The organism is Vreelandella neptunia (assembly GCF_022489065.1).
Taxonomy (GTDB): Bacteria; Pseudomonadota; Gammaproteobacteria; order Pseudomonadales; family Halomonadaceae; genus Vreelandella; species Vreelandella neptunia_A.
In genome coordinates this window covers 161,611-188,350 of the sequence record NZ_JAKVTW010000007.1, presented here as the reverse complement: position 1 = coordinate 188,350, position 26,740 = coordinate 161,611, and the positions used below count along the sequence as shown (strand labels likewise).

The 26,740-nt window shown below is 54.9% G+C and carries 27 protein-coding genes; 21 read left to right on the top strand and 6 right to left on the bottom strand.

Features of this window, described 5'->3' with window-relative positions; translation table 11 throughout:
• The 8 genes from MLE19_RS11935 to MLE19_RS11900 form a co-directional block, all read left to right on the top strand.
• Positions 1-397 (top strand): aromatic-ring-hydroxylating dioxygenase subunit beta (locus MLE19_RS11935; RefSeq protein ID WP_240718406.1); only part of this gene is annotated, 397 nt, incomplete at its 5' end.
• A gap of 81 nt (positions 398-478) precedes the next feature.
• Positions 479-1,651, top strand: a complete 1,173-nt coding sequence (locus MLE19_RS11930; protein WP_240718405.1) for an ABC transporter substrate-binding protein — start codon at positions 479-481, stop codon at positions 1,649-1,651.
• Between the two features lie 65 nt (positions 1,652-1,716).
• Complete coding sequence (locus tag MLE19_RS11925) at positions 1,717-2,577, top strand: branched-chain amino acid ABC transporter permease (RefSeq protein ID WP_035563485.1); 861 nt, start codon at positions 1,717-1,719, stop codon at positions 2,575-2,577.
• A 12-nt stretch (positions 2,578-2,589) separates the two neighbouring features.
• Positions 2,590-3,657 carry a branched-chain amino acid ABC transporter permease gene (locus tag MLE19_RS11920; protein ID WP_240718404.1) on the top strand — a complete coding sequence of 356 codons (1,068 nt, stop codon included), beginning with the start codon at positions 2,590-2,592 and terminating at the stop codon, positions 3,655-3,657.
• Positions 3,658-3,660: 3 nt separating this feature from the next.
• Entirely contained in the window at positions 3,661-4,428 is a 768-nt protein-coding gene (locus tag MLE19_RS11915) for an ABC transporter ATP-binding protein (RefSeq protein WP_240718403.1), read from the top strand.
• A complete protein-coding gene (locus MLE19_RS11910) occupies positions 4,425-5,156 on the top strand; it encodes an ABC transporter ATP-binding protein (protein WP_240718402.1) in 732 nt (243 codons plus the stop codon). Before MLE19_RS11915 ends, MLE19_RS11910 begins: the two co-directional genes overlap by 4 nt.
• An 80-nt stretch (positions 5,157-5,236) precedes the next feature.
• Positions 5,237-6,436, top strand: a complete 1,200-nt coding sequence (locus MLE19_RS11905; RefSeq protein WP_306420912.1) for a benzoate/H(+) symporter BenE family transporter — start codon at positions 5,237-5,239, stop codon at positions 6,434-6,436.
• Between the two features lie 37 nt (positions 6,437-6,473).
• The gene (locus MLE19_RS11900) at positions 6,474-7,277 is read left to right on the top strand and encodes a universal stress protein (protein WP_240718400.1); all 804 of its coding nucleotides are present in this window, start codon (positions 6,474-6,476) and stop codon (positions 7,275-7,277) included.
• Between the two features lie 10 nt (positions 7,278-7,287).
• Here the strand turns inward: MLE19_RS11900 and MLE19_RS11895 are convergent, their stop codons facing one another.
• Complete coding sequence (locus MLE19_RS11895) at positions 7,288-8,190, bottom strand: LysR family transcriptional regulator (protein ID WP_240718399.1); 903 nt, start codon at positions 8,188-8,190, stop codon at positions 7,288-7,290.
• Positions 8,191-8,398: 208 nt separating this feature from the next.
• Here MLE19_RS11895 and MLE19_RS11890 point away from each other — a divergent pair, with 208 nt between their 5' ends.
• Together MLE19_RS11890 and mscL are read left to right on the top strand one after the other, a co-directional pair.
• Entirely contained in the window at positions 8,399-8,842 is a 444-nt protein-coding gene (locus MLE19_RS11890) for a universal stress protein (RefSeq protein WP_240718398.1), read from the top strand.
• A 153-nt stretch (positions 8,843-8,995) separates the two neighbouring features.
• Complete coding sequence (gene mscL / locus MLE19_RS11885; RefSeq protein WP_240718397.1) at positions 8,996-9,505, top strand: large-conductance mechanosensitive channel protein MscL; 510 nt, start codon at positions 8,996-8,998, stop codon at positions 9,503-9,505.
• Between the two features lie 76 nt (positions 9,506-9,581).
• On the opposite strand, the gene MLE19_RS11880 is transcribed toward mscL, so the two are convergent.
• The 4 genes from MLE19_RS11880 to hemC are packed head-to-tail and all read right to left on the bottom strand — an operon-like array spanning position 9,582 to position 14,224.
• The gene (locus tag MLE19_RS11880; protein WP_240718396.1) at positions 9,582-10,859 is read right to left on the bottom strand and encodes a heme biosynthesis HemY N-terminal domain-containing protein; all 1,278 of its coding nucleotides are present in this window, start codon (positions 10,857-10,859) and stop codon (positions 9,582-9,584) included.
• Positions 10,856-12,490 (bottom strand): uroporphyrinogen-III C-methyltransferase, encoded by a 1,635-nt coding sequence (locus tag MLE19_RS11875; protein ID WP_240718395.1) that lies wholly within the window; start codon positions 12,488-12,490, stop codon positions 10,856-10,858. The genes MLE19_RS11880 and MLE19_RS11875 overlap by 4 nt, the downstream gene beginning before the upstream one ends.
• Positions 12,491-12,503: 13 nt before the next feature.
• Positions 12,504-13,283: a uroporphyrinogen-III synthase gene (locus MLE19_RS11870; protein ID WP_240718394.1), complete on the bottom strand. Its 780-nt coding sequence runs from the start codon at positions 13,281-13,283 to the stop codon at positions 12,504-12,506.
• Positions 13,280-14,224 (bottom strand): hydroxymethylbilane synthase, encoded by a 945-nt coding sequence (gene hemC, locus MLE19_RS11865; protein WP_240718393.1) that lies wholly within the window; start codon positions 14,222-14,224, stop codon positions 13,280-13,282. The genes MLE19_RS11870 and hemC overlap by 4 nt, the downstream gene beginning before the upstream one ends.
• Positions 14,225-14,358: 134 nt before the next feature.
• Between hemC and MLE19_RS11860 the strand changes: the two genes are divergently transcribed.
• From MLE19_RS11860 to MLE19_RS11825, 8 genes are all read left to right on the top strand, one after another.
• The gene (locus MLE19_RS11860) at positions 14,359-17,163 is read left to right on the top strand and encodes a bifunctional diguanylate cyclase/phosphodiesterase (protein WP_240718392.1); all 2,805 of its coding nucleotides are present in this window, start codon (positions 14,359-14,361) and stop codon (positions 17,161-17,163) included.
• Between the two features lie 100 nt (positions 17,164-17,263).
• A complete protein-coding gene (gene argH / locus MLE19_RS11855) occupies positions 17,264-18,667 on the top strand; it encodes an argininosuccinate lyase (protein WP_240718391.1) in 1,404 nt (467 codons plus the stop codon).
• Positions 18,664-18,786 carry an LPS translocon maturation chaperone LptM gene (lptM, locus tag MLE19_RS11850; protein WP_240718390.1) on the top strand — a complete coding sequence of 41 codons (123 nt, stop codon included), beginning with the start codon at positions 18,664-18,666 and terminating at the stop codon, positions 18,784-18,786. Before argH ends, lptM begins: the two co-directional genes overlap by 4 nt.
• A gap of 27 nt (positions 18,787-18,813) precedes the next feature.
• Positions 18,814-20,085, top strand: coding sequence for a diaminopimelate decarboxylase (gene lysA, locus MLE19_RS11845; RefSeq protein WP_240718389.1), 1,272 nt, complete (start codon positions 18,814-18,816; stop codon positions 20,083-20,085).
• Positions 20,085-20,918, top strand: a complete 834-nt coding sequence (gene dapF, locus MLE19_RS11840) for a diaminopimelate epimerase (RefSeq protein WP_240718388.1) — start codon at positions 20,085-20,087, stop codon at positions 20,916-20,918. The genes lysA and dapF overlap by 1 nt, the downstream gene beginning before the upstream one ends.
• A gap of 16 nt (positions 20,919-20,934) precedes the next feature.
• Positions 20,935-21,645 (top strand): DUF484 family protein, encoded by a 711-nt coding sequence (locus MLE19_RS11835; protein WP_240718387.1) that lies wholly within the window; start codon positions 20,935-20,937, stop codon positions 21,643-21,645.
• Positions 21,638-22,606, top strand: coding sequence for a tyrosine recombinase XerC (locus MLE19_RS11830; protein ID WP_240718386.1), 969 nt, complete (start codon positions 21,638-21,640; stop codon positions 22,604-22,606). Before MLE19_RS11835 ends, MLE19_RS11830 begins: the two co-directional genes overlap by 8 nt.
• Positions 22,603-23,367 carry an HAD family hydrolase gene (locus MLE19_RS11825; RefSeq protein WP_240718385.1) on the top strand — a complete coding sequence of 255 codons (765 nt, stop codon included), beginning with the start codon at positions 22,603-22,605 and terminating at the stop codon, positions 23,365-23,367. The genes MLE19_RS11830 and MLE19_RS11825 overlap by 4 nt, the downstream gene beginning before the upstream one ends.
• Here MLE19_RS11825 and yihA read toward each other — a convergent pair.
• Complete coding sequence (gene yihA / locus MLE19_RS11820) at positions 23,349-23,987, bottom strand: ribosome biogenesis GTP-binding protein YihA/YsxC (RefSeq protein WP_240718384.1); 639 nt, start codon at positions 23,985-23,987, stop codon at positions 23,349-23,351. The two genes, MLE19_RS11825 and yihA, sit on opposite strands and share 19 nt — an antisense overlap.
• A 365-nt stretch (positions 23,988-24,352) precedes the next feature.
• Between yihA and MLE19_RS11815 the strand changes: the two genes are divergently transcribed.
• From MLE19_RS11815 to MLE19_RS11805, 3 genes are all read left to right on the top strand, one after another.
• A complete protein-coding gene (locus MLE19_RS11815; protein ID WP_240718383.1) occupies positions 24,353-24,982 on the top strand; it encodes a c-type cytochrome in 630 nt (209 codons plus the stop codon).
• Positions 24,983-25,199: 217 nt separating this feature from the next.
• Positions 25,200-25,832: a thiol:disulfide interchange protein DsbA/DsbL gene (locus tag MLE19_RS11810; RefSeq protein WP_240718382.1), complete on the top strand. Its 633-nt coding sequence runs from the start codon at positions 25,200-25,202 to the stop codon at positions 25,830-25,832.
• 2 nt (positions 25,833-25,834) lie between these two features.
• Positions 25,835-26,671 (top strand): endonuclease/exonuclease/phosphatase family protein, encoded by an 837-nt coding sequence (locus tag MLE19_RS11805; RefSeq protein ID WP_240718381.1) that lies wholly within the window; start codon positions 25,835-25,837, stop codon positions 26,669-26,671.
• Positions 26,672-26,740: the final 69 nt, after the last annotated feature.

The following is a 26,740-nucleotide window of genomic DNA, read 5'->3' as shown; positions in this document are numbered from 1 at the left end:
TCGCAAGGACGCCGAGTTCTGGATGCCCGCCTGGGACGACGACGACCAGCTCACCCGCGACCCGCACAGCGAGATCTCGTTGATCTACTACCCCAACCGCGACGGGCTGGAAGACCGGGTCTACCGGATCAAGACCGAGCGCAGCGGGGCGAGCACGCCGGAACCGCGCACCACCCACCAGGTGACCAACCTGGAAATCCTGTCGCAAGACGGCGACACGGTGGAACTGCGCTTTAACTGGCACACGCTCAACCACCGTTACAAGAAGACCGACAGCTTCTTCGGCACGTGCTTCTATACCCTGGACGTGTCGGGAGAGAGCCCATTAATCACAAGAAAAGTCGTGCAGTTGAATAACGACTATATCCACCAGGTCATCGACGTGTACCACGTGTGACCTGATGGGACAGGGATGTCGCTTACTGCTGTATTCTTAGCCAAAACAACTCCATAACAACTGAACCCTGGTGAAAATATAATGAAAACATTTAAAAAGACTTCCCTAGCCACGCTCCTTAGTGCCACTGCCATGCTGACAGCAGGAAGTGTCGTCGCCAATGAAGATGCGGTGAAACTTGGCTTGATGCTTCCCTATTCAGGTACCTACACCGCCCTTGGAGAGGCCATCACTAATGGTTTGAAATTGGCCATTGAGGAGGAGGGCGGTCAGTTGGGCGGCCGCGAGGTGGAATACATTGAGCTAGATTCGGAAGCTGATCCATCTAAAGCGCCTCAAAACATGAGCCGTCTGGTCAATGGCGACGATGTGGATTTCGTGATTGGGCCCGTACACTCGGGTGTTGCCATGGGCATGTTGCGAGTGGCCAAACAGACCGGTGCCATCACCATTATTCCTAATGCGGGATTGGGAGCCGCTACTAATGAGCTATGCATGCCAAACGTGTTCCGCACCTCGTTCAGCATGTGGCAAGACAGCTACCCCATGGGCAAAGTGGCTTACGATCAAGGGCATCGCAAGATTGTAACCATTACTTGGGATTACGCTGGTGGCAAGGAAGATTTGGCAGGCTTTGAGGAAGCATTTACCGCTGAAGGTGGTGAAATCGTCGAGCAAATTTTAGTGCCATTCCCCAGCACGGAATTTCAGAGTTACCTGACGCAAATTGCCAGTCTTGAGCCTGACGCGGTTTACACCTTCTTTGCGGGCGGTGGCGGCGTTAGCTTTGTTCGGGATTATGCCGCAGCCGGGCTCAAAGAAAGCATTCCGTTATTAGGTTCCGGCTTCCTTACTGAGGGTAATTTAACAGCCCTGGGCGATGCAGGTGAAGGCGTAATGACCACGCTGCACTATGCAGAGACCCTCGAAAATGACGCTAATCAGTCCTTCGTATCAGCCTACGAGAATGCCTACGGGGAAACTCCGGACACCTACGCTGTACAAGGTTACGACACGGGCATGATGCTGGTTCAGGCGCTTGAAGTGCTTGGCGGTGATACCTCGGATCGCGAGCGTTTGATCGATGTGTTAGCCAATGTGCAACTGGCGAGTCCCCGTGGGCCGCTCAGCTTCTCTGATTCCCACCACCCTATCCAGAATGTGTATCTGCGCGAGATTCGCGACGGCAAACATGAGGTCGTCAGTATCGCTTCCGAGAATCTTGAAGTCCCTGATGACGCTTGCCAGATATAACGGCATCTTGCATCACTCTGGGGCGGGGCAACCCCGCCCCTCATTCTGATTCTCGGAGGGATCTTATGGATCTCGCATTTTTCAGCGTACAGCTACTTAACGGTTTGCAGTACGGCCTGCTGCTCTTCTTAATTGCCAGCGGTTTGACGTTGATTTTCGGCATTATGGGAATCATCAACTTGGCCCACGGCGCCATGTATATGATAGGTGCCTATCTGGTTTACGACCTTACCCTGCGGCTGGGTAATTTTTGGCTGGCCATGTTGGCGGCCATCCCCATCGCTATTGTTCTGGGGCTCATCATCGAGCGCCTGTTTCTCGATACGCTTTACAAGCGTGACCATCTGTATCAGGTACTGCTGACCTTCGGGCTGATTTTAGTACTCAACGAAGCGCAGCGGATTATCTGGGGTGGCGATGTGCATCGTGTTGCGGTGCCCGCACCGTTTGATGCCAGTATTCAACTGACGGATAACCTGCAGTACTCGGTCTATCGCCTGTTTGTGATGGGCGTGTGCCTAGCATTGGCTGGGGTGATTTATTGGGTGATGCGCCATACACGGCTGGGCATCATTATTCGCGCCGGTGCCGCCAACCGCGACATGGTGGAAGGGCTGGGGATCAACGTCCGTACCCTCTTTACGCTGATTTTCAGCGTCGGTGTGGCGCTTACCGCCTTTGCGGGAATGATCGCCGCGCCACTCACCTCCATCGCGCCTGGCATGGGCGATAGCATTCTCATCACCTGCTTTGTTGTCGTGGTCATCGGTGGGATTGGTTCTATTAAAGGAGCCTTTTGGGGCGCCATTATCATTGGCATGGCCACCACTTTTGGGGCGGTGCTCATCCCCAGCCTCGCCAGCATGGTGATTTACCTGATCATGGCGGCGGTGTTGCTGGTGAAACCGCGCGGCCTGTTCGCGTGAGGAGATTAAGCAATGTTACATAGATATCCCAAGCGCGTTGCCTACATCATGCTGGTGTTAACGGCGTTGGTAGCTGCCTTTCCTCTCTGGGGAGAAGCCGTGTTCGGCAATCAGGCCAACTTCATGTTAGAGAAACTAACACTCATGCTAATCCTGGCGCTGTTTGCTATGAGCCTGGATCTGTTGGTCGGCATTGTGGGCTTAGTCAGTCTGGGGCATGCGCTCTTCTTCGGGTTGGGAGCGTACACCCTGGCGTTAGCCAGCCCTGACTTTAGTCCGGCATCAATGTGGTGGATGCTGCCTCTTGTCATGGGTGTCTCGGCTTGTGTTGGGCTAATCGTTGGCGTCTTAGTGATCCGCACTAAAGGCATCTTCTTTATCATGACAACACTGGCGTTTGGCCAGATGCTTTACTACTTCATTAGTACCTCCCCGCTGGCAGGGGGCACCGACGGCGTCTTTATCATGTTCCGCCCCAGTCTGACGATAGGTGAAACCTCGCTGGTAAACCTGGATAACCCTTACAGCTTCTTCTACTTCTGCTTGGGAATGCTGCTGATTGGTTTCTTATTTCTACGCTGGCTGACGCGTTCTTACTTCGGCCAAGTGCTCGATGGTATTCATGATAACGAGCACCGTATGCAGGCCTTAGGCTATGCCACTAGCGGCTACAAACTAGTCGCCTTTGTTATCGCTGGGGTGATGGCGGCAATTGCTGGCATGTTAGCGGCAATGCAGTATGGCTTCGCCAACCCGGCTCAGCTTGGCTGGCACACCTCTGGCGAAGTGCTGATGATGCTCATTTTAGGCGGTATGGGTACTATCTTTGGCCCCATATTAGGCGCCTTTGCTTACGAAATTTTGCTCTATATCTATGAGCATGCCACGACTCACTGGCCGATTTTGATGGGCCTGACCATTATCATTGCCGTACTGGTGCTCCCACGGGGTATTGCGGGCTTGATTATCGCGCCACCCTGGCGCAGCAAGCGCCAAACAGAACCCGGAACTGCGTCTGAGCATGGGAAGGCGCAGGTGGCTCTTTCCGCTAAGCCCACCCCCCAGCGCAAGGAGAGCTGAGCCATGAGCAACGAAATTGTTTTGGCCACCCAGGGTTTGACCCGGCGCTTTGGCGGTTTAGTGGCGGTGAATGACGTTGATTTTGATGTTAAATCCAACGAAATACATGCCATTTTGGGTCCTAATGGCGCCGGTAAAAGCACCTTGATCAATCTGCTTTCCGGGGAGATCCCGCCTTCTGAAGGAAAGGTGCTCTATAAAGATCGTCCCATTCAAGGAAAAAGTGCGCGGCAGATTGCGCGCATGGGGATTGGTCGTAGCCACCAGAAGACCAACATATTTCCGCGCCTGAATTGCCTGCAGAACTGCGAGCTGGCAGCGCGTATTCATATGGGCGGCGTGTTTGGTAGTTGGCGTTCGCGACACACCGCGCGGCAGGTGAGCGAGCGAGCTCAGGAAGTGTTGGATACCTGTCAATTGAATCACCGCGCTTATACGACCGCATCAGATATGAGCTATGGCGAACAGCGCCAACTGCAGATCGCAATGGTATTGGCGACGGCACCCTCGGTGATGCTACTCGATGAGCCGATGGCAGGAATGGGACGAGAGGAAACCGTTCAGGTCACTGAATTACTCGCGAGCCTAACAGATCGCTACACGCTGGTATTGATAGAGCACGACATGGATTCGGTGTTCCGGCTTGCAGATCGTATCACCGTTATGGTTGATGGGTGCGTTTTAGAGAGCGGGCCGACAGAACAGATACGCTCCAGCGAAAAGGTGCGCGATGTCTACCTGGGACGCCACGATGAGGGGGCAACCGCATGAGCGCTGAGCAAACCAATACACCATTGATTGATGCCCGAGGGCTGCACACTTACTACGGTGAGAGCCATATTTTGCATGGGGTAGATTTGACTCTAATGCCTGGCGAAACGCTGAGTCTTCTGGGGCGTAACGGGATGGGCAAGACCACGACGCTGAAGTCGATTCTTGGCTTTGTTCCACCACGCCGTGGCGAGGTTTTTATCAAAGGGGTCTCTGCCACTAAGCGACGTCCTTGGCAGCTGATTCGTCAAGGCATCGGGTACGTGCCGGAAGGACGCGGTATTTTTCCAGGTATCAGTGTGCGTGAGCACCTAATTATGGCCGCACGCCCCAATGCGCGTGGGGAGTCTCCTTGGACGCTGGAGCGAGTCCTGGATACGTTTCCGCGCTTGGGCCAACGTATTAACCACGATGGCTCTTTTCTCTCGGGCGGCGAGCAGCAAATGCTCTCGATTGGTCGCGCGTTGACGACAAATCCCGATCTGATGATTCTTGACGAGGCGACTGAAGGGCTTGCGCCGCTGATTCGAGATGAAATCTGGAAGATCATACGAGAGATCAAGGCAACTGGAATATCGACCATTATCGTCGACAAAAATATCGACAACCTGCTGGATATAGCTGAAAAACACTTGCTGCTGGTAAAGGGAGAAGTGGTCTATAGCGGTGATTCCCAGGGGCTAAAAGACAATCCTTCAATCCTTGAAACCCATCTCGGGGTCGCCTGACATGGTTCCGGCAAGTGGATGCTTGCCGGAATTGATGTTGGCTATCGCGTTAAATTCATTGATACAGGGAAATGTGTTGCATGCAATTTCACAAGCAATTGCTAAAGGACCTGTCGATTCCTGCAATCGCTGCTGGCTTTGTGGCAGTGCTGGTCTCTTACTCTGGCCCCTTGGCAATCTTTTTTCAGGCAGCTCAGAGCGCCGAGATATCCAACGCCATGATGACGTCTTGGGTCTGGGCAATCTCTATCGGCGCAGCTGTCTCGGGTATCCTTCTAAGTCTGTGGTTGAAAGTGCCGGTGGTTACCGCCTGGTCGGCACCTGGCACTGCGTTATTAGTGACACTCTTCCCAGGCCTGTCCCTCAATGAAGCGATAGGTGCTTACCTGACAGCGGCGGTTATTATTTTTTTGATTGGTGTTACCGGCTCTTTTGACAGAATTATTCGAATGATCCCTCCTGGTATCGCCAGCGCGATGATGGCGGGAATTCTGTTCCAATTTGGTGTAGGAGTCTTCGTCTCCTTGGAAAGCGTACCGGCGTTGGCGATTGGTATGATTATCGCTTATTTACTATTTAAGCGACTTACGCCGCGCTACAGCTTAGTGCTGCTTTTAATTGCCGGGGTTACTTTGGCGGTTTTGTTAGAAAGCGCAAGTCTGGAAGGTGTTTCCGTTCAGTTTGCGGACCCACAGTTTATCCGCCCCGAGTGGACATGGAACGCTACCTTGAGCCTGGCTATTCCGCTGGTCTTGGTTAGTCTGACGGGGCAGTTCTTACCTGGCATGGCCATTTTACGCACCTCAGGTTACTCCACTCCGGCCAAGCCAATCGTTATTGTGGCCAGTTTAACATCGTTCTTCACCGCTTTTTTCGGCGGTATCACGACGGTGATCGCAGCGATTACGGCAGCTATCTGCACGAGCAAGGAAGCGCACGAAGACCCTGATAAACGCTATGTTGCTGGAGTGGCGAACGGCGTTTTCTATCTAATTGGTGGCATCTTTGCTGGCACTATTGTGGCGCTATTTACCTCATTGCCGGGGGAATTTGTGGCTGTACTTGCGGGCCTAGCACTTATTGGCGCCATCAGCAGCAATATCAGTGCGTTTGCTGCCGAAAAAAACCATCTGGAAGCCTCTGTTATTACCTTCATTGCCACGGCATCTGGCGTTAGCTTTTTAGGACTAGGCTCTGCCTTTTGGGGAGTCGTTGTTGGCGCCCTTGCCTACAACCTGCTGCATCGACGTTTTAACTCGCTTAACCATAAAACCCAATAACAGTAGACACTACTTAAGCGGTAGTTGGAGTGTAATCATGGAAAAGATCGTTGTGGCAATTGATGATAGTGAAGGTTCTTTGCATGCACTGGAGTTTGGTCAGAAGTTTGCAAACCAACTAGGCATAGATGTAAGCGCTATCTCAGTGGTGCCAGTGCAGGATGAGATAGTCTCCAGGCGCGTTAAACTGCAGGAGCGCCTATCGGTGCATCATTTCGAAACAGTACACATTGATGTCGTTTCCCATGATAGCGCCAAGGAGTACCTCGGTGAGCTTGCCAGCCGTGAAGAGACCGGGCTATGTATGATGGCCCATGGTCGCCGCCCAGTGCCGGAAATGCTGATAGGAAGCGTAACTGCCGGTGTTGTACGTCGAGCCCACCGCCCGGTTTACTTGTGCGGCCCACGCTATGACAGCCGTGCTCACCAGCGTGTTGACGTATTAGCCGTTTGCGTCGATGGCTCTAAGCTATCAGAACAAATCTTGCCCTATGCCTCAGCCTTGGTGAAGCGGTTGGGAGCTCGTTTGCAGCTACTGCAGGTGATGGATGCCAATGGCGATAGAAAGCCAACGGTACTGGGCCATACCGATATCATGGAGTCAGCTTATCTGAGCGCTTTGGCACGCCGTGTCGAGATCGAGCAAGCGTTAGAGGTTGATTGGGAGGTGCTGCATGGTGACCCTGCGGCCTCTATCGTCAGCTACTTAGCGGGTAGCCATAATACGATGCTGGCCATGACCACCCATGGGCGTAGCGGCCTTTCGCAAGTAGTGGCTGGCAGCGTCAGCCATGAAGTGCTGCACGAAACGACTTGCCCGGTGGCCGTGTTGCGTCCCTAAAAAAGGATAATCACGGGTAACGGCCGGAGCGGCGGTTCTCCACCAGCACCTCTAAGATAGCGTTGGCTTCCTGCATAAGAGGCGAGGGTTTTTCGCCGCGCCGACGACTGCAAATAACGGGGGAGGTTATGGTCTTATCAGCTAATGTGACGTAGGCAATGCCATCTCGTTGCACGCGTTTCACCTGTTCCGGAACCAGCGTAATGCCGATACCTGAGGCGACAAGGCTGAGCGCTGTCTGAACCTCATTTGCCTCCTGTACAACCTCCACTTTTAGGCCTTGGCGGCGGAAAATGCCGAGTACCATGTCTGCCAGGCTAGGGCGTGGCTTAGCGGGGAAGAGAATGAGTGGAAAGCGAGCCAGCTCCTCGCAGGTAGGGGTAGTGCCCTCTAATGGATGACCGCTCGAAACGGCGGCAATCAATGGTTCATCGAAAAGAATCTCCTGCTCGACGTCGGGATCATCAATGCGTAGGCGTCCAAAGCCCATGTCGATGCGACCCGCTTTGAGCGCCTGAATTTGTTGTACTGTCGTAAGCTCTGCCAGCGAGAGTTCAACATTATCCAGGCGGCGTAAATCACGTACGAGCATAGGGAGCTGTCCGTAAAACACGGAGGGTACAAAACCAATGCCAAATAGTGCACGTTTGCTACGTGCCATGTGGCGAGTGGCATCAATGGTGACTTCCACTTTCTCTAAAATCTGCAGAGCGTGCTGCTGAAAAAAGACACCTGGCGGCGTCAAACGCAATCCTCTTGAGCTCCGTTCAAACAGTTCAGCTCCCACCTCTTGTTCTAATTGTTTGATTTGACGGGAAAGAGGCGGTTGAGACATATGCAACCGTTCAGCCGCACAGGTAAAGTTAAGCTCTTCAGCGACAACGCAGAAGTACCTCAGGTGGCGTAGTTCCATGATACCTCCAAGGTATGAGCGGCTACTTAAACAATATTGGCTTTGTTATTCGCTTGTTACCATGCTGGCGATGCTTTTCACGTATTGAAGCAACCTTAAATCCAGCCTAACCAAGCGCCATAACGCTACCAGCATTTAAACGTTTAAAAGCGAAATATCGACTACGACTTTAGTAATGAACGCTAGAATAAAAAGGGGCAGACCTGTCATGTATGCGCGTATTTTAGTTCCTATCGACGGATCGGAGAGCGCTAAACAAGCTTTGAAGGTGGCTTGTAAGCTTCTGGATAGAGAAGGCTCAACGCTCTACTTGCTACATGTACCTGAAACGCTTGCCTATGCGACCACACTGGTATGGGGCATTGGTGCTATTGATGCAGGCACTACACTTGCTGAACGCGAGAAGGTGGGTGAACAGCTGCTGATCCAGGCGGTGGGTTCCGCGCAGGCAGAGGGCGCTAAGCACATTGAAGAGTTGCTGACGCAAGGTGACCCCGCCCTCGCCATTATAGAGGCCGCCAACGCCAATAATGTCGATACCATTGTGATGGGAAGCCGAGGGTTAAGTGATTTAGCTGGAGTGGTGATTGGCAGCGTCTCACACAAAGTTGGCCACTCTGCCAAGTGTCCTGTGATTACGGTGAGTGAATAAAGAGTGATGCTGATATCTGCCCCCATCTCACCTTACATAGCTGTCATCCTCAATAAATTTACTTGCCGCCTAACGCGCCGTCGCCCATGCTTTTATTTGAATGGAATAGCATTGGCTATGAGTTAACAGGAAAACGTTAGGGACGTCGAAGAAATGGCAAAGTTCTTTCAGGAATTTCGTGAATTTGCGGTAAAGGGCAACGTAGTCGATATGGCGGTGGGTATCATTATCGGCGGGGCGTTTACGCTGATTGTGCAGAGCCTGGTGGCCGATGTGATGAACCCGCTGATTGGTTTGTTGGTGGGCGGTGTGGATTTTTCAAACCTGTTTGTGGTGTTACGCCAAGGGGCGGTGGGCGGCCCTTATGCGACGCTAGCGGATGCCCAGGCAGCGGGGGCGGTAACGTTAAACCTAGGGCTGTTTATCAACGCCGTGGTTAGCTTTACGATCGTGGCGTTTGTGGTCTTTCTATTGGTGCGTACCATCAATCGATTAAAGCGCGAAGAGGCGGTGGCGCCTGCAAGCCCAACAGAGCAGCCCTGCCCTTACTGTTTGATGGTGATACCGATCAAAGCCACCCGTTGTGGGCACTGTACGGCAGCGTTACCCTCTCTCTCGGTGGCTGATACATCCATTGACGCGCCTACCTCGCCCGCCAAGTAATCGCCCATGCAAAAGGGTGCCGATAAGGCACCCTTTTGCGTGTTACAACTCAACCACTATCATTGAAACAGCGTTGTTAAGCTCTTTTCTTGATCGTTTTGCTGTCTGTTTGTTTATTAGCCGGGCTTTTGCTATCACTAGCATCGCTAGGTTGAGGTAGCGAAGGTAGTGATTTGGCTAGCATTTCGACGCTATGACGGTAGTAGAGTTGGCTCTTGTTATGCTCACCAAGGCTTGCATAAAGGCGAGCAAGTTCAGCGCAGACTTCTCCATTGGGTCGCTGACGCTGGCTGGCTTCAAAGTACTCCCGCGCTTTTTCCCATTTGCCGGTGCGTAGCGAGAGACGACCGCAGGCGAGCAGTAGCTCGGGGTCATTGGGGCGTTCCTGTAGCCACTTCTCCGCTTTAACCAGTTGGCGTCCCGCGTCTACGTTCAGCAGGCCGTAGCGTTTTACTAACCGCGCATCCCAGTGGTTGTCCAGCGAGTGGTTGAGTAAGCGCTCGGCAATGGGCTCTTCGTTAGCTTGAATCAGCGCTTCAGTGTAGAGCACGATCAGCTCGGTGTTGCCGCGTAGGTAGTCGGGCATATCAGCCCAAAGGCCGCGCACGCGCTCGATGTTGGTGGGGTTTTGGGCTTCAAACACGATCAGCTCGCGGTAGGCCTTAAACTCCAACTGCTCGCGCTCTTGCTGAGTGATTAACTTCTGCGCTGCTAGGCGTGGAATCAAGCGCCGTAGGCCTTCCCAATCATTGACGCTCAAATGCACCTGCTTCAGCAGCTTGAGCACCTGTGGGTGGTTCGAGAGCTTTTTATCCAAGCGATTCAAAATTGCCAGCGCCTCTTCCGGCTGCTGACGCTCAATCATCATTTGCGCCTGCATTAAGCCCACGGCGGTATCGGCGCCCTCGGTGGTTAGCTGGGCTTGATTGAGATGCTCCTGGGATTTTGCGTGGTGGCCCTGGTAATGGGCTGCCAGCGCTGCCGATAGGTAGTTCACCAACGGTGTGCTGGAGTCATCGGCGGCATTCACCAGGGTTTTTTCAGCTTTCTTCCAACGGCCTTCAGTCAACGCTACCAAGCCACGCACGGTGCGCTGCATGGCGCGGCGGTTACGGGCGCGGCTGTTCCAGCTGCGAAAGCGCCCCATGGGGCGGATAATGCCGCTGAGGAGGCGAAGGACAAAGTGCAGAACAATAAAGGCAGCGAAGAGCAGCACCAAGCCAAACCAAAACGAGGTTTGAATAGAGGAGTCACCCACCCGGATGAGCCAGTAGCCCGGCACCGACATCATCAGGTGCCCAAACAGGGCACCGACGGCAAGGCCTGCGACAATGAGGAGAACAAGCTTTCTCATGAATCACCTCCGCTTTGGCCACGCGTCTCATAGCGGTTCTCGATAAAGCGTGCGAGCTCCTGCTGTGAAGCACTAATATCCGGCAGCTCCGGTTTTACCTGGGCTTGCTTAAGCTCTTGCAGCCGTGTGATAACGCTTTGTGCTTCTTCACGTGAGGTATCGTAGTAGCCGTTTAGCAGCTCAATGGCTTTATCGATACTCGCTTCATACAGCTCTTGCTCTTCGTTGAGCAGTGCCAACTGAGACTGCTCCAGTACTAAGCGCAGGCTCTGGCGCAGATAAGACTCTTGCTCCGGCGTAATGAGTGCTTCAAGCGCTTCATCGTGATGGCGAATGACCACCAGATCTTTGAGCTCTTGGCCAAAGCGAGCGAGCTGGCGCTGGAAAGTACCGGTAGGTGGCTGTTCGATACCTGAGGTTACCGCCTGTTCTTCAATTTCTTGAGAAAGACGCAGGCCTGAAATGCGCTCCTGCTGGGCATTCAGCGCCAAGTAAATGCCGGTGCGGTCAATCTGGGGCACGGCGTCAAGCGCTGCTAGCTCACTGGCAATTTCGCTACGTACCGTGGTCAGCGCTGGGTTGTCAGCATCGACAAGGCGTGCATCGGCAGTGCGCAGTAGCGCGGCCGCGCCTTCAACGTCGCCTTCTAACTGAAGACGCTGATTGGCCAGGCGGAGTAGATAAGCTGCTTCAGCATGTAGCCACTCGCGCTCGTCGGTGTCCTGCTCTTGAGAGAGCTGATCCAGCACTTGGCCCAACGTCTCGTCGACATCACTGCGGTAGTTATCAAATTCGTCGCGTAGCTCACCCATGGTGCTTTGGATCGCTTCATCGCGCTCTGCTTCGCCGCTGTCTAAACGCGATTCCAGGTCGCTAACCGCTTGCTGCGATGCGCTACCTTCCGCCTGTTGCGCTAGCTCGTCGATACGCTGCTGCTGGTTATCCAGGCGCTGCCAGCCTTGCCAAGCCACTAACGCTAAGGCAATTGCCAGAATAAGCACCAGGGCAATGGCAAGGCCGCTGCCCTTGCCACCACTGCCCTTTCCACCACTACCTTGTCCACCACCACCACCGCTCGCACTGCCACCGCTATTATGGCTGGGCGGCGGTGTAGGGCCATTGCCATCCTTATCAGGAGTAGGCTTTGCAGGAGTAGGTTTTGCTGCCGCAGAACTTGAATTGGAAGCGCTTGCCGGGGTGTTCGAAGGGCTGGATGCCGCCGCGCCACTTGGCTTAGATGGGGTAGTGCTGGTGTTTTCTTTATCCGTACTTTTTTTAGTCATGCTTTCTTTAGTCGTGTCTGAGGCACTGGCATTAGGGGGCGTTACATCTGCTGATTTAGTGCCCGTCTGAGGCGTGTTGGCCTCCAGAGTGCTTGGCTCTGAAGTACTTGTCTCTGAGGTGCTAGCGGCCGTTGAGCCCGCATTAGGGGATCCCTTGCCACGCCGCCGCGAACGACTATTTTTAGCGCCACTTTGTGATGGGGTCGCTGAGCTTTGCGAGGTAGGCGCCGTGCTCGGCTCGGTCGCGTCGGTCGTGGAAGCTGCTTTGTCGGTCGTTTTAGGGACGCCTTGAGAGGCATCGGCGGACGTCGGTTGTACATCGTCCTGATCGTTTACTTGTTTGCTCATCTGTCGCTAGCCCTTAGTAAGTTCCTTGATCGACATCGGCACCCTGTGGGTCGCAGGTCTCCAACGCCGCTATCAACGCAGCCGGCGTTGCTCCGGACGCCACCTTGAGGTCACAAAAACCCAGTATGCCAGCCAGTGTAGCCAAACGGCGACTGGAAACGATTAGCGGTTGGTTCAAGGCCGCCTGATTGCACCATTTTGCCAGATGTTCCAGCAGTTCGCTGCTGGTGACGATCAACGCCCGGTAATTTCCCGATAGCAGGTGCGTCTGCTGAGTAGATGCCAAAGGGAGAAAGCGGCGTCGATACACGGCAACGCGGGTCACTTGTGCTCCCCGTTCAGCAAGTTTTTCAGCGAGCAGTGGGCGGCCACCTTCTCCTGCCACTAGTAGAACACGCTGGTGCGCTAGCTGCTGCAACGATGCAAGCTCAAGCAGTGCTTCACTGGTGTCTTCACCCGCAGTGGGCGAGGGCACATGTACGCGAACACCCAGTCGATCAAACAGTGTACTCGCGGTCGCGCTACCCACACTATAGTAGTCAATGCCTACTGGCAGTTGAGGCCAGTAGCGATCCAGCGCCTCATCTAAACAGAGGGCGGCAAAAGGGCTGATGACGATTATCTTATGGTACTGATCAATATCTAACCATATGCGGCGCATTGCCGGGTCTTCAGGCAGTGCTTCGAGTTGCATCACATCTAGTGATTCAACGCTCTCGCCCTTTTCGCGAAGAGCAGTGGCGAGCGCTTCACCGCGCTCGCCGGGGCGGCAGATCAGTACCGGTTGGCTCATATTTCGCGGCCGTAAACCTCTGCCAAAATATCGCCAGCGCCCTGGTCGAGTAATTCTTCGGCAATGCGAATGCCCAGCGCTTCGGGCTCATGCATGGAACCACGACCTTCGGCGCGCAGCACTTCAGTACCCTCGGGGTTACCTACCAAGCCACGTAACCAAATGGTTTCGTTGTCGATATCAAGAATCGCATGACCCGCAATAGGTACTTGGCAGCCGCCCTCTAAGCGGGTATTCATGGCCCTTTCGGCACGTACACGTGTAGCGGTATCGGCGTCATCTAACGGCGCCAGCAGCGCAATCAGCTCGGGATCATGCAGGCGGCACTCAATGCCTAATGCACCTTGCCCACAGGCGGGTAGGCACACTTCCGGCGGCAGCGCCTGAGCAATTCGCTCATCCAATCCCAAACGCTTTAAACCAGAGGTGGCGAGAATAATCGCGTCGAATTCACCGGCATCTAATTTAGCTAGACGAGTTTGCACGTTGCCACGCAAATTAAGAATTTGCAGGTCAGGGCGGGCTTCACGCATTTGCAGGCCACGGCGCAGGCTGGCTGTACCAATACGCGCGCCTTCTGGAAGCTCATTGATGTTAGAGTAGTGATTAGATACAAACGCATCGGTCGGGTCGGCGCCCTCTAAAATAACCGACAATCCGAGCCCTTCAGGAAAGTGCATCGGCACATCTTTCATGGAGTGCACGGCGATATCGGCGCGGCCGTCCAGCATGGCGTCTTCCAGCTCTTTAACGAACAAACCCTTACCGCCAATCTTGGAAAGCGGCGTATCAAGAATTTTATCGCCCTTGGTAGAAAGTGCTACAAGCTCGACTTCTAGGCCACTGTGTTCCGCCATTAAACGGTCACGAACGTACTCAGCCTGCCACAAGGCCAATTGACTTTTACGCGTGGCAATGCGCAGTTTTGTGATTGATAGCACGTAATTCTCCCTATACCGCAGACACGGCGAGTCAAGCTATGATAAGTGTCATCATAAAGCACAGGGCGCCACAGTAAAAATAACGGCGTTAACGTTGGCTCTGCAAAGCACCCATTAGTTCCCTAGGAAGCCTTATGCCCATAGTGTTACCGCATGGCCAACTTGATCAGTTTTTCCTGCTTTCGCAGGATCTGTTCTGCTGCCTGGATTTTGAGGGTCGGTTGCTTCAGGTCAACCCAGCCTTTGAGTCGCTTTTGGGGTATTCAGCCAGTGCGTTAGTAGGGCGTCGTTGTGGGGTGGTGGTAGACCCGCAGGATCACTCGGTGATCGAAGCTGCCATGGCACGCATGCAGCGTGGGGAAGTGGTGGCGGCCTTTGAGGTGCGCGCTTTATCAGTAGTAGGCCAAACGCATTGGATTGAGATTACCCCCAGCGCCGGTGGCGATATTATTTATATTATTGCCCGCGAGGTCACGCAGCAGAAGTTGGCACAGGCGCAATTGCTGCGCAATCAGCGGTTGTTTCATATTGCCGGTGAAACCGCGTTTATTGGCGGCTGGTATGTCGATATGGCCGATGGCGTGCCTATTTGGTCTGATGAGCTCTGCCATATCCACGGTATGCCTGCAGGGTTCCAGCCATCCGTTGAAGAGGCTTTCAGCTTTTATTCGCCTAACTCTCGGGAGCGCCTGTTATCGGCGTTTAATGCATGTTGTGAGCGCGGGATCAGTTTTGACGGTGAGTTTGAGATCATTACTCGCCAAGGCAAGCATCTTTGGGTAAGGGCTATCGGCAAAGCGGTGCGCAATGAGACGGGTGCCATTATTCAGGTGCAGGGGGCGTCACAGGATATTACCGAGCAAAAACAGCTGCGTGAGAACCTAACTCAGCTTGCCCAACGACTGACCATTACGCTTGATAGTATCACCGATGGTTTTTTTACCTTAGATACCCAGTGGCGTTTCACTTTCATAAACCGCGAGGGAGAGCGAATTTTAAAGCGCTCTGAAGGGGAGTTGCTGGGCCAGAACATCTGGCAAAGCTTTCCCGATGCCAAAGGCAGCCGCTTTGATGACGAGTATCAACGCGCTGTAAATCAGCAGAAAGCGGTACACTTTGAGGCCTTTAACCCGCGGCTAGGTATATGGGTTGAAGTACATGTCTATCCCTCCGTCGAAGGCCTTACGGTTTATTTTCGCGATATTAGCGATCGCAAAGCGAGTGAACACCAGCTCAAGCTTCTGGAACGCAGCGTAGAATCAAGCACCAACGGCGTCATTATTGTTGATGCCCAAAGCAGCGACCTGCCCATGGTTTACGTGAATACCGCCTTCGAGCGGATTACCGGCTATTCACGTAGCGAAGCGTTGGGCCGCAACTGCCGTTTCCTGCAAGGCGAAGATACTGACCCCGCTACGATTAAGTTGCTTAGAGAAGGCGTTTCCGAGCAGCGTGAAGTGCACGTGGTGATCCGCAATTATCGGCGTGACGGCTCAATTTTTTGGAACGATCTCTATATCTCGCCAGTGCGCGATGAAATAGGCGATGTAACGCACTACCTGGGTGTTCAAAACGATGTTTCTGAGCAGCGCGAATATCAGGCCCAACTGACCTATAACGCTAATCATGATGCCCTTACCGGCTTGCCGAATCGTGTAATGCTTGGCCAGCGCTTGGAGCAGGGCTGCGTATTGGCTCGGCGCTATCAGCGCTTTATCGCCGTTCTATTTATTGATCTGGATGATTTCAAACCGATTAATGACACCCTCGGTCATGAGGTAGGTGACTTTATCTTGATCGAAGTCGCCAGGCGCCTTGAAGACGAGCTGCGCCCCTGGGACACCGTGGCACGGTTTGGCAGTGACGAGTTCGTTGTGCTGCTGCCTGACTTAGCCCATGAAAATGATGTGATACAGGTGGTGGAGCGGGTGCTGCAGCGGCTTTCACCCCCCTACTGGTATCGCGGCAGCGAGCTACGAATTACCGCCAGTATCGGGATCGCCATTAACGATGGCAGCATGAAGAATCCCCTCCAGTTGATCCAACAAGCAGATTTGGCCATGTACAAGGCCAAGCGACGAGGGCGCAATACCTACCACTGGTATACCGAAGACTTAAATCTTAAGGTCAGCGAGCGGGTGAGTCTGCGCAGCGCACTTCAGCAAGCCATCGAGCAGCAGCAGTTTACGCTGTATTACCAGCCGCAAATCCATGCTCCCAGTGGTCGCGTCGTAGGCGTAGAGGCCTTGATCCGCTGGCAACACCCAGAGCGGGGTAACATTCCGCCGTCTGATTTCATCAGTCTGGCAGAAGATACCGGGCAAATTATGCCGATCAGTGAGTGGGTGTTGAGCACCGCGTGCCAGCATGCTCAGGAGCTTAATGCCATGGGGGTCGGCCCGATCACTATGGCTGTCAATGTTTCCCCTATGCAGTTTCAGCGGCCGGGGTTTTTAGCCTCTATTGAACAGGTTCTGGCAGACAGTGGCCTTACGCCAGTGCTGCTTGAGCTTGAGATTACCGAAGGGGTGTTGATGGATAGTGCCGAGCAAGCGATCCAGGCATTAGAGGATTTACGCGCTTTGGGTGTGCATATTGCCTTAGATGATTTCGGCACTGGTTTCTCCAGCTTGAGCTACCTCAAGCGGCTACCTATTAATAGAATCAAAATTGACCGCTCCTTTGTGCACGATGTGATTACGGATCGCAACGATGCGGCCATTATTGATGGCGTTGTCGCCATGGCGGGCAAAATGGGGCTAGAGGTGTTGGTGGAAGGTGTAGAGACGCTAGAGCAGTTTGCTTACCTTGAACAGTGCCACTGCGACTATTTTCAGGGCTACTACTTCGCGCGTCCTATGCCTTTAGAGGCGCTTCGCGCATTCTTGGCCCAGCCGCCAGCATTTGCCACGTCACGCGCTTTGACGCCGCCAGGATAAAAACGGCGTGCCGCTGACCGGGGTGACTCTGGTACACTTTCCGCAACGACTCCCACTTTCCGTAACGACTTTTACGTTTTGTCAGCAGGATATACCTTCGATGAGCCAAGCTACGAATCAGTCTTGGGGCGGTCGCTTTAGCGAGCCCACCGATGCCTTTGTCGCCCGTTTCACCGCGTCTGTGAATTTCGACCAGCGCCTAGCGCGTCAGGATATTCAGGGCTCCATTGCCCACGCCACGATGCTTGCCCGGGTGGGTGTACTAACAGATGAAGAGCGCGATGCGATCATTAGCGGCCTGAATGAGATTCAGGGCGAGATTGAGCGCGGCGAGTTCAACTGGTCGGTGCCGCTTGAAGATGTGCACATGAACATCGAAGCGCGCCTGACCGACAAAATTGGCATCACCGGCAAAAAGCTCCACACCGGACGTTCGCGAAACGACCAAGTGGCTACCGATATCCGCCTGTTTATGCGCGATGAGATTGACGTCATCGAAGTGGAACTGAAGCGTCTACGCGAAGGCATGATTGAGCTGGCGGATCGCGAAGCCGACACCATCATGCCGGGCTTTACGCACCTGCAAACCGCCCAGCCGGTGACCTTTGGCCACCACATTCTGGCTTGGCAAGAGATGCTGGCCCGCGATCATGAACGCCTGTTGGACTGCCGCAAGCGTGTTAACGTGATGCCGCTGGGCGCCGCCGCCCTGGCCGGGACTACTTACCCCATTGATCGCCACGTGACAGCAGAGCTTCTAGGCTTTGACCGCCCGTCGGAAAACTCCTTAGACGCCGTGTCCGATCGTGATTTCGCCATCGAATTTACTAGCTTTGCCAGCATTCTATTGATGCACCTGTCGCGCATGAGCGAAGAGCTGGTGCTATGGACCAGCGCCCAGTTCAACTTTATCGACCTGCCTGACCGCTTCTGCACCGGTTCATCCATCATGCCGCAGAAGAAGAACCCTGATGTGCCCGAACTTGTGCGTGGCAAGACCGGTCGCGTGTATGGCCACTTGATGGCACTGCTGACACTAATGAAGTCGCAGCCGCTGGCCTACAACAAAGACAACCAGGAAGATAAAGAGCCACTTTTCGATGCGGTAGATACCGTACGCGATTGTTTGAAAGCGTTTGCCGATATGGTGCCCGCTATCGAGCCTAAAAAAGCCAGCATGTATGAAGCGGCGCGGCGTGGTTTCTCCACCGCGACGGATCTGGCCGACTACCTGGTACGCAAAGGCGTGGCCTTCCGTGATGCCCATGAAATCGTTGGTCAGTCGGTGGCCTATGGCCTCAAGACTGAAAAAGATCTCTCCGAGATGAGCCTTGATGAGCTTAAGCAGTTCTCCGCTACCATCGAGCAGGATGTGTTCGAGGTGTTAACCCTGGAAGGCTCAGTGGCCGCCCGTAACCATATTGGCGGCACGGCGCCAAATCAGGTGCGGGCTGCTGCCCAGCGAGCGCGTGAGGCGATGGCTGCGCTCAAGGCGGGCGCATGAAAGCGCTGGCAATCTTGACCCTTGCCGCCCTGCTATTAACCGGATTGGCAGGCTGTGGACAGAAAGGGCCGCTTTATCTGCCGGAAGATGCACCCGCCGATGAGCAGCCGTCTGAATAGACAGGCGTAGGAGAAGGGGAGAGCCATATGGATCATTTTAATTACCGCGATGGCGTGCTTTACGCCGAGGATGTGCCGCTGTCGCGGATTGCCGACGAGCACGGCACACCTTGCTACGTTTACTCAAAAGCCACTTTTGAGCGTCACTTTCGTGCCTATACCGAAGCGCTGGGCGGCCACCCGCATCTGATTTGTTACGCGGTGAAGGCCAACTCCAATCTGGCGGTGCTAGGCCTTCTGGCCAAGCTGGGCGCGGGATTTGATATTGTCTCGATCGGTGAGCTTGAGCGGGTGCTTAAAGCAGGCGGCGACCCGGCTAAAGTGGTGTTTTCAGGCGTTGCCAAGCAGGCTCACGAAATGGCTCGTGCGCTAGAAGTGGGCATTAAGTGCTTTAACGTTGAGTCGCGCCCAGAGCTCGAGCGCTTGAATCGCGTCGCCGGTAAGCTAGGCAAAATCGCGCCGGTATCGCTGCGGGTTAACCCGGATGTGGACGCAGGAACCCACCCGTATATCTCCACCGGTTTAAAGGATAACAAGTTCGGTATTCCGGTGGATGAAGCGCTGGATGTCTATGAACTAGCGGCTAGCCTGCCCAATCTGCAGGTTAAAGGCTTGGACTGCCACATTGGTTCACAGCTCACCGAAACAGCGCCCTTCCTGGACGCGCTTGATCGCTTGCTAATGCTGATGGAGCGCCTGCGTGAACGGGGCATCGAAATTGAACATCTAGATTTAGGCGGCGGTTTGGGCGTGCCTTACCGGGATGAGAAGCCGCCTCAGCCGTTTGACTACGCCAGCCAACTGCTGGCGCGTCTTTCCCGCTGGGAAGGCGGCGAGGCGCTTACGCTACTGTTTGAGCCAGGCCGTTCGATTGCCGCCAATGCTGGCGTTATGCTCACTCGGGTGGAGTTTCTCAAACCGGGAGAGACCAAGAATTTTGCGATTGTCGATGCGGCCATGAATGACCTGATTCGCCCGGCGCTGTACCAAGCCTGGCAGGCGATTGTGCCCGTCGATACACGCGAAGTGCGTGAAAGCGCCCTCTACGATGTGGTCGGCCCGGTGTGTGAAACCGGTGATTTTCTGGGCAAAGAGCGTGAGCTGGCAATTGCCGAAGGCGATCTGCTGGCAGTGCGTTCAGCGGGGGCTTACGGCTTTGTCATGGCGTCGAACTACAACAGCCGCCCGCGTGCCGCCGAGTTAATGGTCGATGGTGATAGCTGCCACGTGGTGCGCGCGCGCGAAACCGTTGCCAGTCTCTGGGCGGGTGAAGCGCTGCTGCCCGAAGGGGGGCACTGATGCTGTTACACTTCACCAAAATGCATGGCCTGGGCAATGACTTTGTCATGGTGGATCTGGTCACTCAGCGCGCCCGGTTGGACGAGGCCCAGATCCGCGCGCTGGCAGACCGGCGTTTCGGCATTGGCTTTGACCAACTGTTGGTTGTCGAGCCTCCTCGGGATCCCGAGATGGATTTTCGCTACCGCATTTATAACGCCGACGGCAGCGAAGTGGAAAACTGCGGTAACGGCGCACGCTGTTTTGCCCGCTTCGTGCGTGATCAACGTTTGACCCATAAACATGAAATCCATGTGGAGACCGCTGGCGGCCCGTTGGTATTGACCGTGCAGCACGATGGTATGGTGCGGGTGGATATGGGGCGCCCGCGGTTTAGTCCCTTAGCACTGCCGTTTGAAGCGCCTGGCGATCAACCGCTGCATCAGCTTGAAGTGGGCGATGAAACGCTGCAGATCGGTGTGGTCTCCATGGGTAATCCTCACGCGGTGATTCAGGTCGACAGTGTGGACTCAGCGCCGGTGGAACGGTTGGGGCCGTTGGTAGAGGCGCATCCCCGCTTTCCCAAGCGTGTTAACGTGGGCTTTATGCAGGTACTCTCACCCAGCGAAATACGCTTGCGCGTGTATGAACGCGGCAGCGGCGAAACGCTTGCTTGCGGCACGGGTGCCTGTGCGGCGGTAGCCAGCGGTATTCGCCAGGGGCTGTTAAAAAGCCCCGTGAAAGTTCATTTGCCCGGTGGAGAACTCAGCATTGAGTGGCCTGACCCAGAAGGGGCGCTGACGATGGTGGGACCGGCTACGCGTGTCTTTGATGGCCGCGTAGCACTTAATTAATTCGAGGAGAACGGCGATGTCACAAGCCCCCGAACCCCGCAAAACGCTCGATCCTGATCAAGTGGCGTTCTGGCTGGCGCGTCATCCCGATTTTTTCGTCGGTCGCGAAGGACTGCTGCAACAGCTGCAGGTGCCGCACCCCAACATCGACGGGGCGGTATCGCTGTTGGAGCGCTTGGTCTTTGACCTGCGTAAGCGTGCTGAAACCGCTGAAGGTCGATTAGAGCATCTGCTGGAAACCGCTCGCCATAACGAGTCTCAATACCGTCGGCTACGCGAAACGTTGATTGCGCTGGTCGAGGCGCAAGATCGTGATGCGCTGGCGCAAGCGTTGGCAACCCAACTGAGCGAGCGCTTTGAAACCCCCGCCATGGCGCTGTGGTGCCCGGCTACGCTAAGCGATAGTGAGCCAACGCCGCCCCAGCCACCGCGCCATGTGCTGGATCAACACGCCAGCGCACGCCTAGCCGCGCTGTTGGATGGCCGTACCAGCCGCTGCGTGAAACTTAGTGTCAGCGACTGGAAGTGCCTGCTGCCCCATGTCAAAGCGCCGCGTAAAGCGGGCTCCTGCGCTATTTCGCGACTCTCGGCGGGTGATCCGTTGGGTTATCTAGTGCTAGCCAGCCCCAGCCCCGACGCCTACCGGGCCAGCATGGACACGTTATTCACCGAGTATCTTGGGGATATCGTCGCCCGGCTGCTGGTACGTCTGGGCGATCATGGCTAAATCTCTTCTGGATAAGCCACCGATAGACCAGCATGTCGAGGCGTTTCTGGCCGCACTGGCGAGTCATGCAAGCCCTGCCACCGTGGAGGCCTATCGGCATGATCTGGCCGCGCTGTGTAAATTTACCCAGCGCCGCGATGTGACAGACCCTGCAGCGTTAGATACCGCCTTGCTGCGGGCGTTTTTGGGCTCGGAACGCAGCCGAGGCTTGGCGCCTAGAAGCCTTGCCCGGCGCCGGGCAGCGCTTTCCCAGTTTGCTGACTATCTGGTTAAGCAGGGCGTGCTGGTCGATAACCCAGTGGGTTTATTGCGTACGCCTAAACAACCCAGCCACCTTCCACGCCCGGTGGATGTCGACGCTTTAGCACGTTTTCTTGATACGCCTCACGACGGCTCGCCCTTAGGGGTTCGCGATCAAGCCATTCTTGAGCTGTTTTACTCCAGCGGCCTGCGTTTGGCCGAGCTGGCAGCGCTGGATCTTGGTGACCTGCAAAACAGTCGGGTAAGAGTCATTGGTAAAGGCGGCAAGCCGCGTCAGGTGCCGGTTGGACGCCGCGCTCAGCAGGCGCTGGCCGAGTGGCTGGGTTGCCGTTCAGCGCTTGCCCCCGTTGAGGAGGCGGCGCTGTTTGTAGGGCAGCGCGGTACCCGCTTGGGCCACCGGGCCATTCAGAAGCGCTTAGCGCAGCTGTCGCTCGCCCGAGGCTTGCCCGAACATCTGCACCCCCACCGTTTGCGCCACTCCTTTGCCAGCCACCTGTTGGAGTCGAGCCAGGATCTACGCGCGGTGCAGGAGCTGCTGGGCCACGCCAATCTCTCGACCACGCAAATTTATACCCGGCTAGATTGGCAGCATCTGGCGACTAGCTACGATGCCGCGCACCCCCGTGCCAGACGTGGACCCAGTCCCAAAAGCGATCCTAAAAGCGATTTTAAAAATAGACCTTCTGAGAGCAAGCCATGACGATGCTGAAGGCGATTACCTTCGATCTTGACGATACGTTGTGGGATAACCATGGCGTGATGGCGCGCACCGAAGAGGGGCACTACCGCTGGCTGCTGGAAGCGCTTGAAGCATGGCGCGCGGCACGCCAGGAGCCTGACTTGGCGCTAACCCAAGAAGCGGGTGGGCTGGATTACCTTCAGCGTCGCCAACAGTTAGCCAAACAGGTGCCTGAGCGGCGTGGTGATTTTACTTGGCTGCGCTTGCGTGCCCTTGAAGCCCAGTTAGAAGCCGCGGGGTTGCCCCGCAGTGCAGCGCTGCTTTGGGCGGCAGCGGCGATGAATGAGTTTCATCGCTTGCGCGTCCAGGTAACGCCACACCCTGAAGCGGCAGGTCTGCTGGCTGCTCTGACTGAGCGCTATCAGTTGGCCGCTATCACCAACGGCAATATTCACTTGGCGCGACAGCCGCTGGCCGCCTACTTTCCGGTCGCCATTGCCGCAGGGGAATTGTTAGCGCCTAAGCCTGACCCCACGCCGTTTCTTACCGCGCTTTCGCGTTTAAACGTGACCCCCGAATGCGCGATGCACGTGGGAGATTCGTGGCAGGAGGATGTGTTGCCCGCGCAGCAGTTAGGCATGCACGCTGTATGGATTTCTCAAACAGGGGATCAAGCGCTACCCCCACGTGTACATCGTATCGCCCATATTAAAGAGCTGCCCAGCGTGCTTGAAATGCTAGAAAGCCAGGGCTTAGAGAGGCATCATTCAGGGGGCGTATAAAGCCACTGATTGAGCTTCTGGGACAGCGTATCGACGCCATCGCGCTTGAGCGAAGAGAACAACTGGACAGAGACCAGGTCTTCCCACTCCTTCAAGCGCGAGCGCACTTTTTGCAAAGAAGCGCTGGCGGGCCCTTTTTTAAGCTTGTCAGCTTTGGTCAGCAGAATATGCACCGGCATCCCGCGCTGGTCGGCATAATCGAGCATCATTTGGTCGAACTCGGTGAGCGGGTGGCGAACGTCCATTAGCAGTACTAAACCGCGCAGACTAAAGCGGTTGCGAAGATACTCTGCTAAGTGCCTCTGCCACTCTAATTTGACCGATTCCGGTACCTTGGCGTAGCCGTAGCCGGGTAAGTCAACCAAGCGTCGTGTATCGTCATTCATAACGCTAAAAAAGTTGATCAACTGGGTGCGGCCCGGTGTGCGCGAGGTGCGTGCCAACCCATTTTGTTGCGTCAAGGCATTGATAGCGCTGGATTTTCCCGCGTTAGAGCGCCCGGCAAAAGCGACTTCAGCGCCGGTATCGTCCGGGCACAGGGCCAGGGTAGGGGCGCTGATAATAAAACTTGCCGTCGGGTAGTTCAGCCGAGGGACTGGGCTATCATGGGGGGTAGACATGGACTTAATCCTGAAAAACGAACATAAAAGCGGCCTGCTCAGCGCACTAACACACCATTAATACTTCATCATCGCGTAAAGTGAACCGCATGATAGCGACGTATAATAGAGAATTGAGAGCAGTACCGCGACGAATTACCCCTAAAGCAGACCAGGACTTGCATTCCCGCCGCTGGGGTGATTCGTTATAATGCAAGCGGTTTATATCTGCGACCTGGGGCGCTAGTGTACCATCGCCCTTAAGCTGACAGCGACCAACGCGATACGTTGTTCGTATCGGCGGAGCTAACCCTGGTAATTTGTGGAGCCTGGGAAGCGCCCAGGGTGCGTACCAGTCAAACATAAAACGGCATAGTGGAATAGCAATGAGAAAGTTACTGGCAAGCCTGGCAATTACCATGGGCGCCGTTGGCACCGCCCACGCTCAAACGGATCTTCAAGCCGATGCTGATGCATCTGCGGGACAAGAATTGTCGCAACCCTGTGCCGCCTGCCATGGCCAGCAGGGTATTAGCCCATCGGGTGCTTTCCCTAATCTGGCAGGGCAGCAAATGTCCTATCTGGCCAAGCAGATTATGGATATTCGCGATGGAAACCGCGTGGTTCCTCAAATGGCCGGTCAGGTAGATGATTTCTCTGACCAAGACGCCTGGGATGCCGCGGCACACTTTGCGCGCCAAGACGCCAATTTAGGGCAGACCAATGACGAAGACGCTGAATTACTGGCGCGTGGTGAAGAGATTTACCGTGCGGGCGATATGTCGAAAGGTATTCCCGCCTGCTCCGCCTGCCACACGCCAACTGGTGTCGGTATCGGCAGCGCCGTCTATCCTGGTCTTTCTGGTCAGCACGCTGAATATACGGTGTCTACGCTGCAGGCATTTGCGTCAGGTGACCGGGCCAACAGTCCTAACAACGTGATGGGCGATATCGCTTCAAAAATGAGCGATAGCGATATGGAAGCAGTGGCTAACTATTTGTTAGGCCTGAACTAGGTTTGTAAGAATTAGGTTTGTAAGAACTAGTCTTTCAGGAACTAGGCTTTTAAGAACTAGGTTTGCAAGAACTGAGCTTGCGAACGCACTGGGTTGAGAGTGCCTAAGCGCTCCTTGAGCTGAATGCGGGGTCTCATTTGGCGATGTTCGCTGTCTGAGGGAACCCGCTCATTCATACACGGTCTTAGTCCTCGCTTACCCATGGAGAATTGATACAATGTTTAAAACGCTAATGGTCGCGATGGCCGGTCTAGGATTTTCTGCGCTCGTGAGTGCCCAGGACGTGGTTGAAGGCCAGCACTATGAGCTACTTGAATCGCCGGTAGAGACACACGTCGAAGACGGTCAAATTGGCGTCACTGAAGTATTTTGGTTTGGCTGCCCACACTGTTACCGGCTGCAAACACCGGTCAATGAGTGGTATGAAACGTTGGAAGACGACGTAAGCATTGAGCATATGCCTGCCACTATGGGTGGTGATTGGAATACCCATGCAACTGCATTTTATGCCGCTGAATCGCTGGGTATCGAAGACGAGTTACACGCTGATTTCTTTAATGCTATTCACCAGGAAAAGCAATCTCTGACCGAGCCTGATGAGATCGCTGCATTCTTCGCCAATTACGGTGTTAGTGAAGAAGAAGCCAAGCAAGCGTTGACGGCTTTTAATGTACGTAGCGAAGTAAACGAAGCCAACAACCGCATGCGTGAAATGAAGCTAATGGGCGTGCCAGCGCTAGTTATCGATGGACGCTATGTTGTTACCCCTAGCTCTGCCGGCAGCCTGGAAAACATGCCGAAAATTGCTGAAGCGCTGGTCGAACAGGTGCGTGCAGAGCGCGCAGAATAACCGTGTTGCGTGAAGCGAGAGAGCATGATGAGGCAGCCGCCAGCGGAAAGCGTCCGCTGCTGTTGGAAGATGGCCATCTGCGGCTGCTGACGTTTAATCTGCAGGTAGGTATTCAGACGTCAGCGTACCATCACTATCTCACGCGGAGTTGGCAGCACCTATTGCCGCATCCGCGCCGCCAGCATCGGCTCGATATCATGGGTGAAGTGCTGAGCCGGTTCGATGTAGTAGGGCTGCAAGAAGTGGATGGCGGCAGTTTTCGCTCAAGCCGCGTCAACCAGGTGGAGTATCTCGCTACTAAAGCGGGGTTTCCCCACCATGTTCAGCAGCTAAACCGCAACCTGGGCCGTTTGGCTCAGCACAGCAATGGTTTGCTGTCGCGCCTAGTCCCTAGCCAAATAGAAGAGCACCGTTTGCCGGGCGCAATGCCTGGCCGCGGTGCGATTCACGCCCGCTTTGGTGACGGCCCGGATGCACTGCACGTGTTTGTTGCCCACTTGGCGCTAAGCCATCGTGGCCGTGTGCGCCAGCTCAACTATTTAAGCGAGATTATTCAGCCACTGCGCCATGTCGTGGTAATGGGCGACCTCAACTGCACGCCGGATCAACTGCATGCTCACGAGCGTTTCAGCACGTCGCTTCCGCTGCACCCTGTTAAACCCCTCTTCAGCTATCCCTCTTGGCAGCCACGCCGCGCGCTGGACCATATCCTGTTGTCGCAATCGCTAGAGGCGGCGGAAGTGCGCGTGCTGGATCACCTTTTCTCTGATCACCTGCCAATCGCGGTCGATCTCCCCCTGCCAGAGGCTTGTTTAGCGGCTATTCGTTCGAGCGTTTAAGAATTAACCTTTCTTGCCGGGTAAGGGCGCTGCATTGTCCGCGTATATGCGCTATTGTCTGGGGCGCTG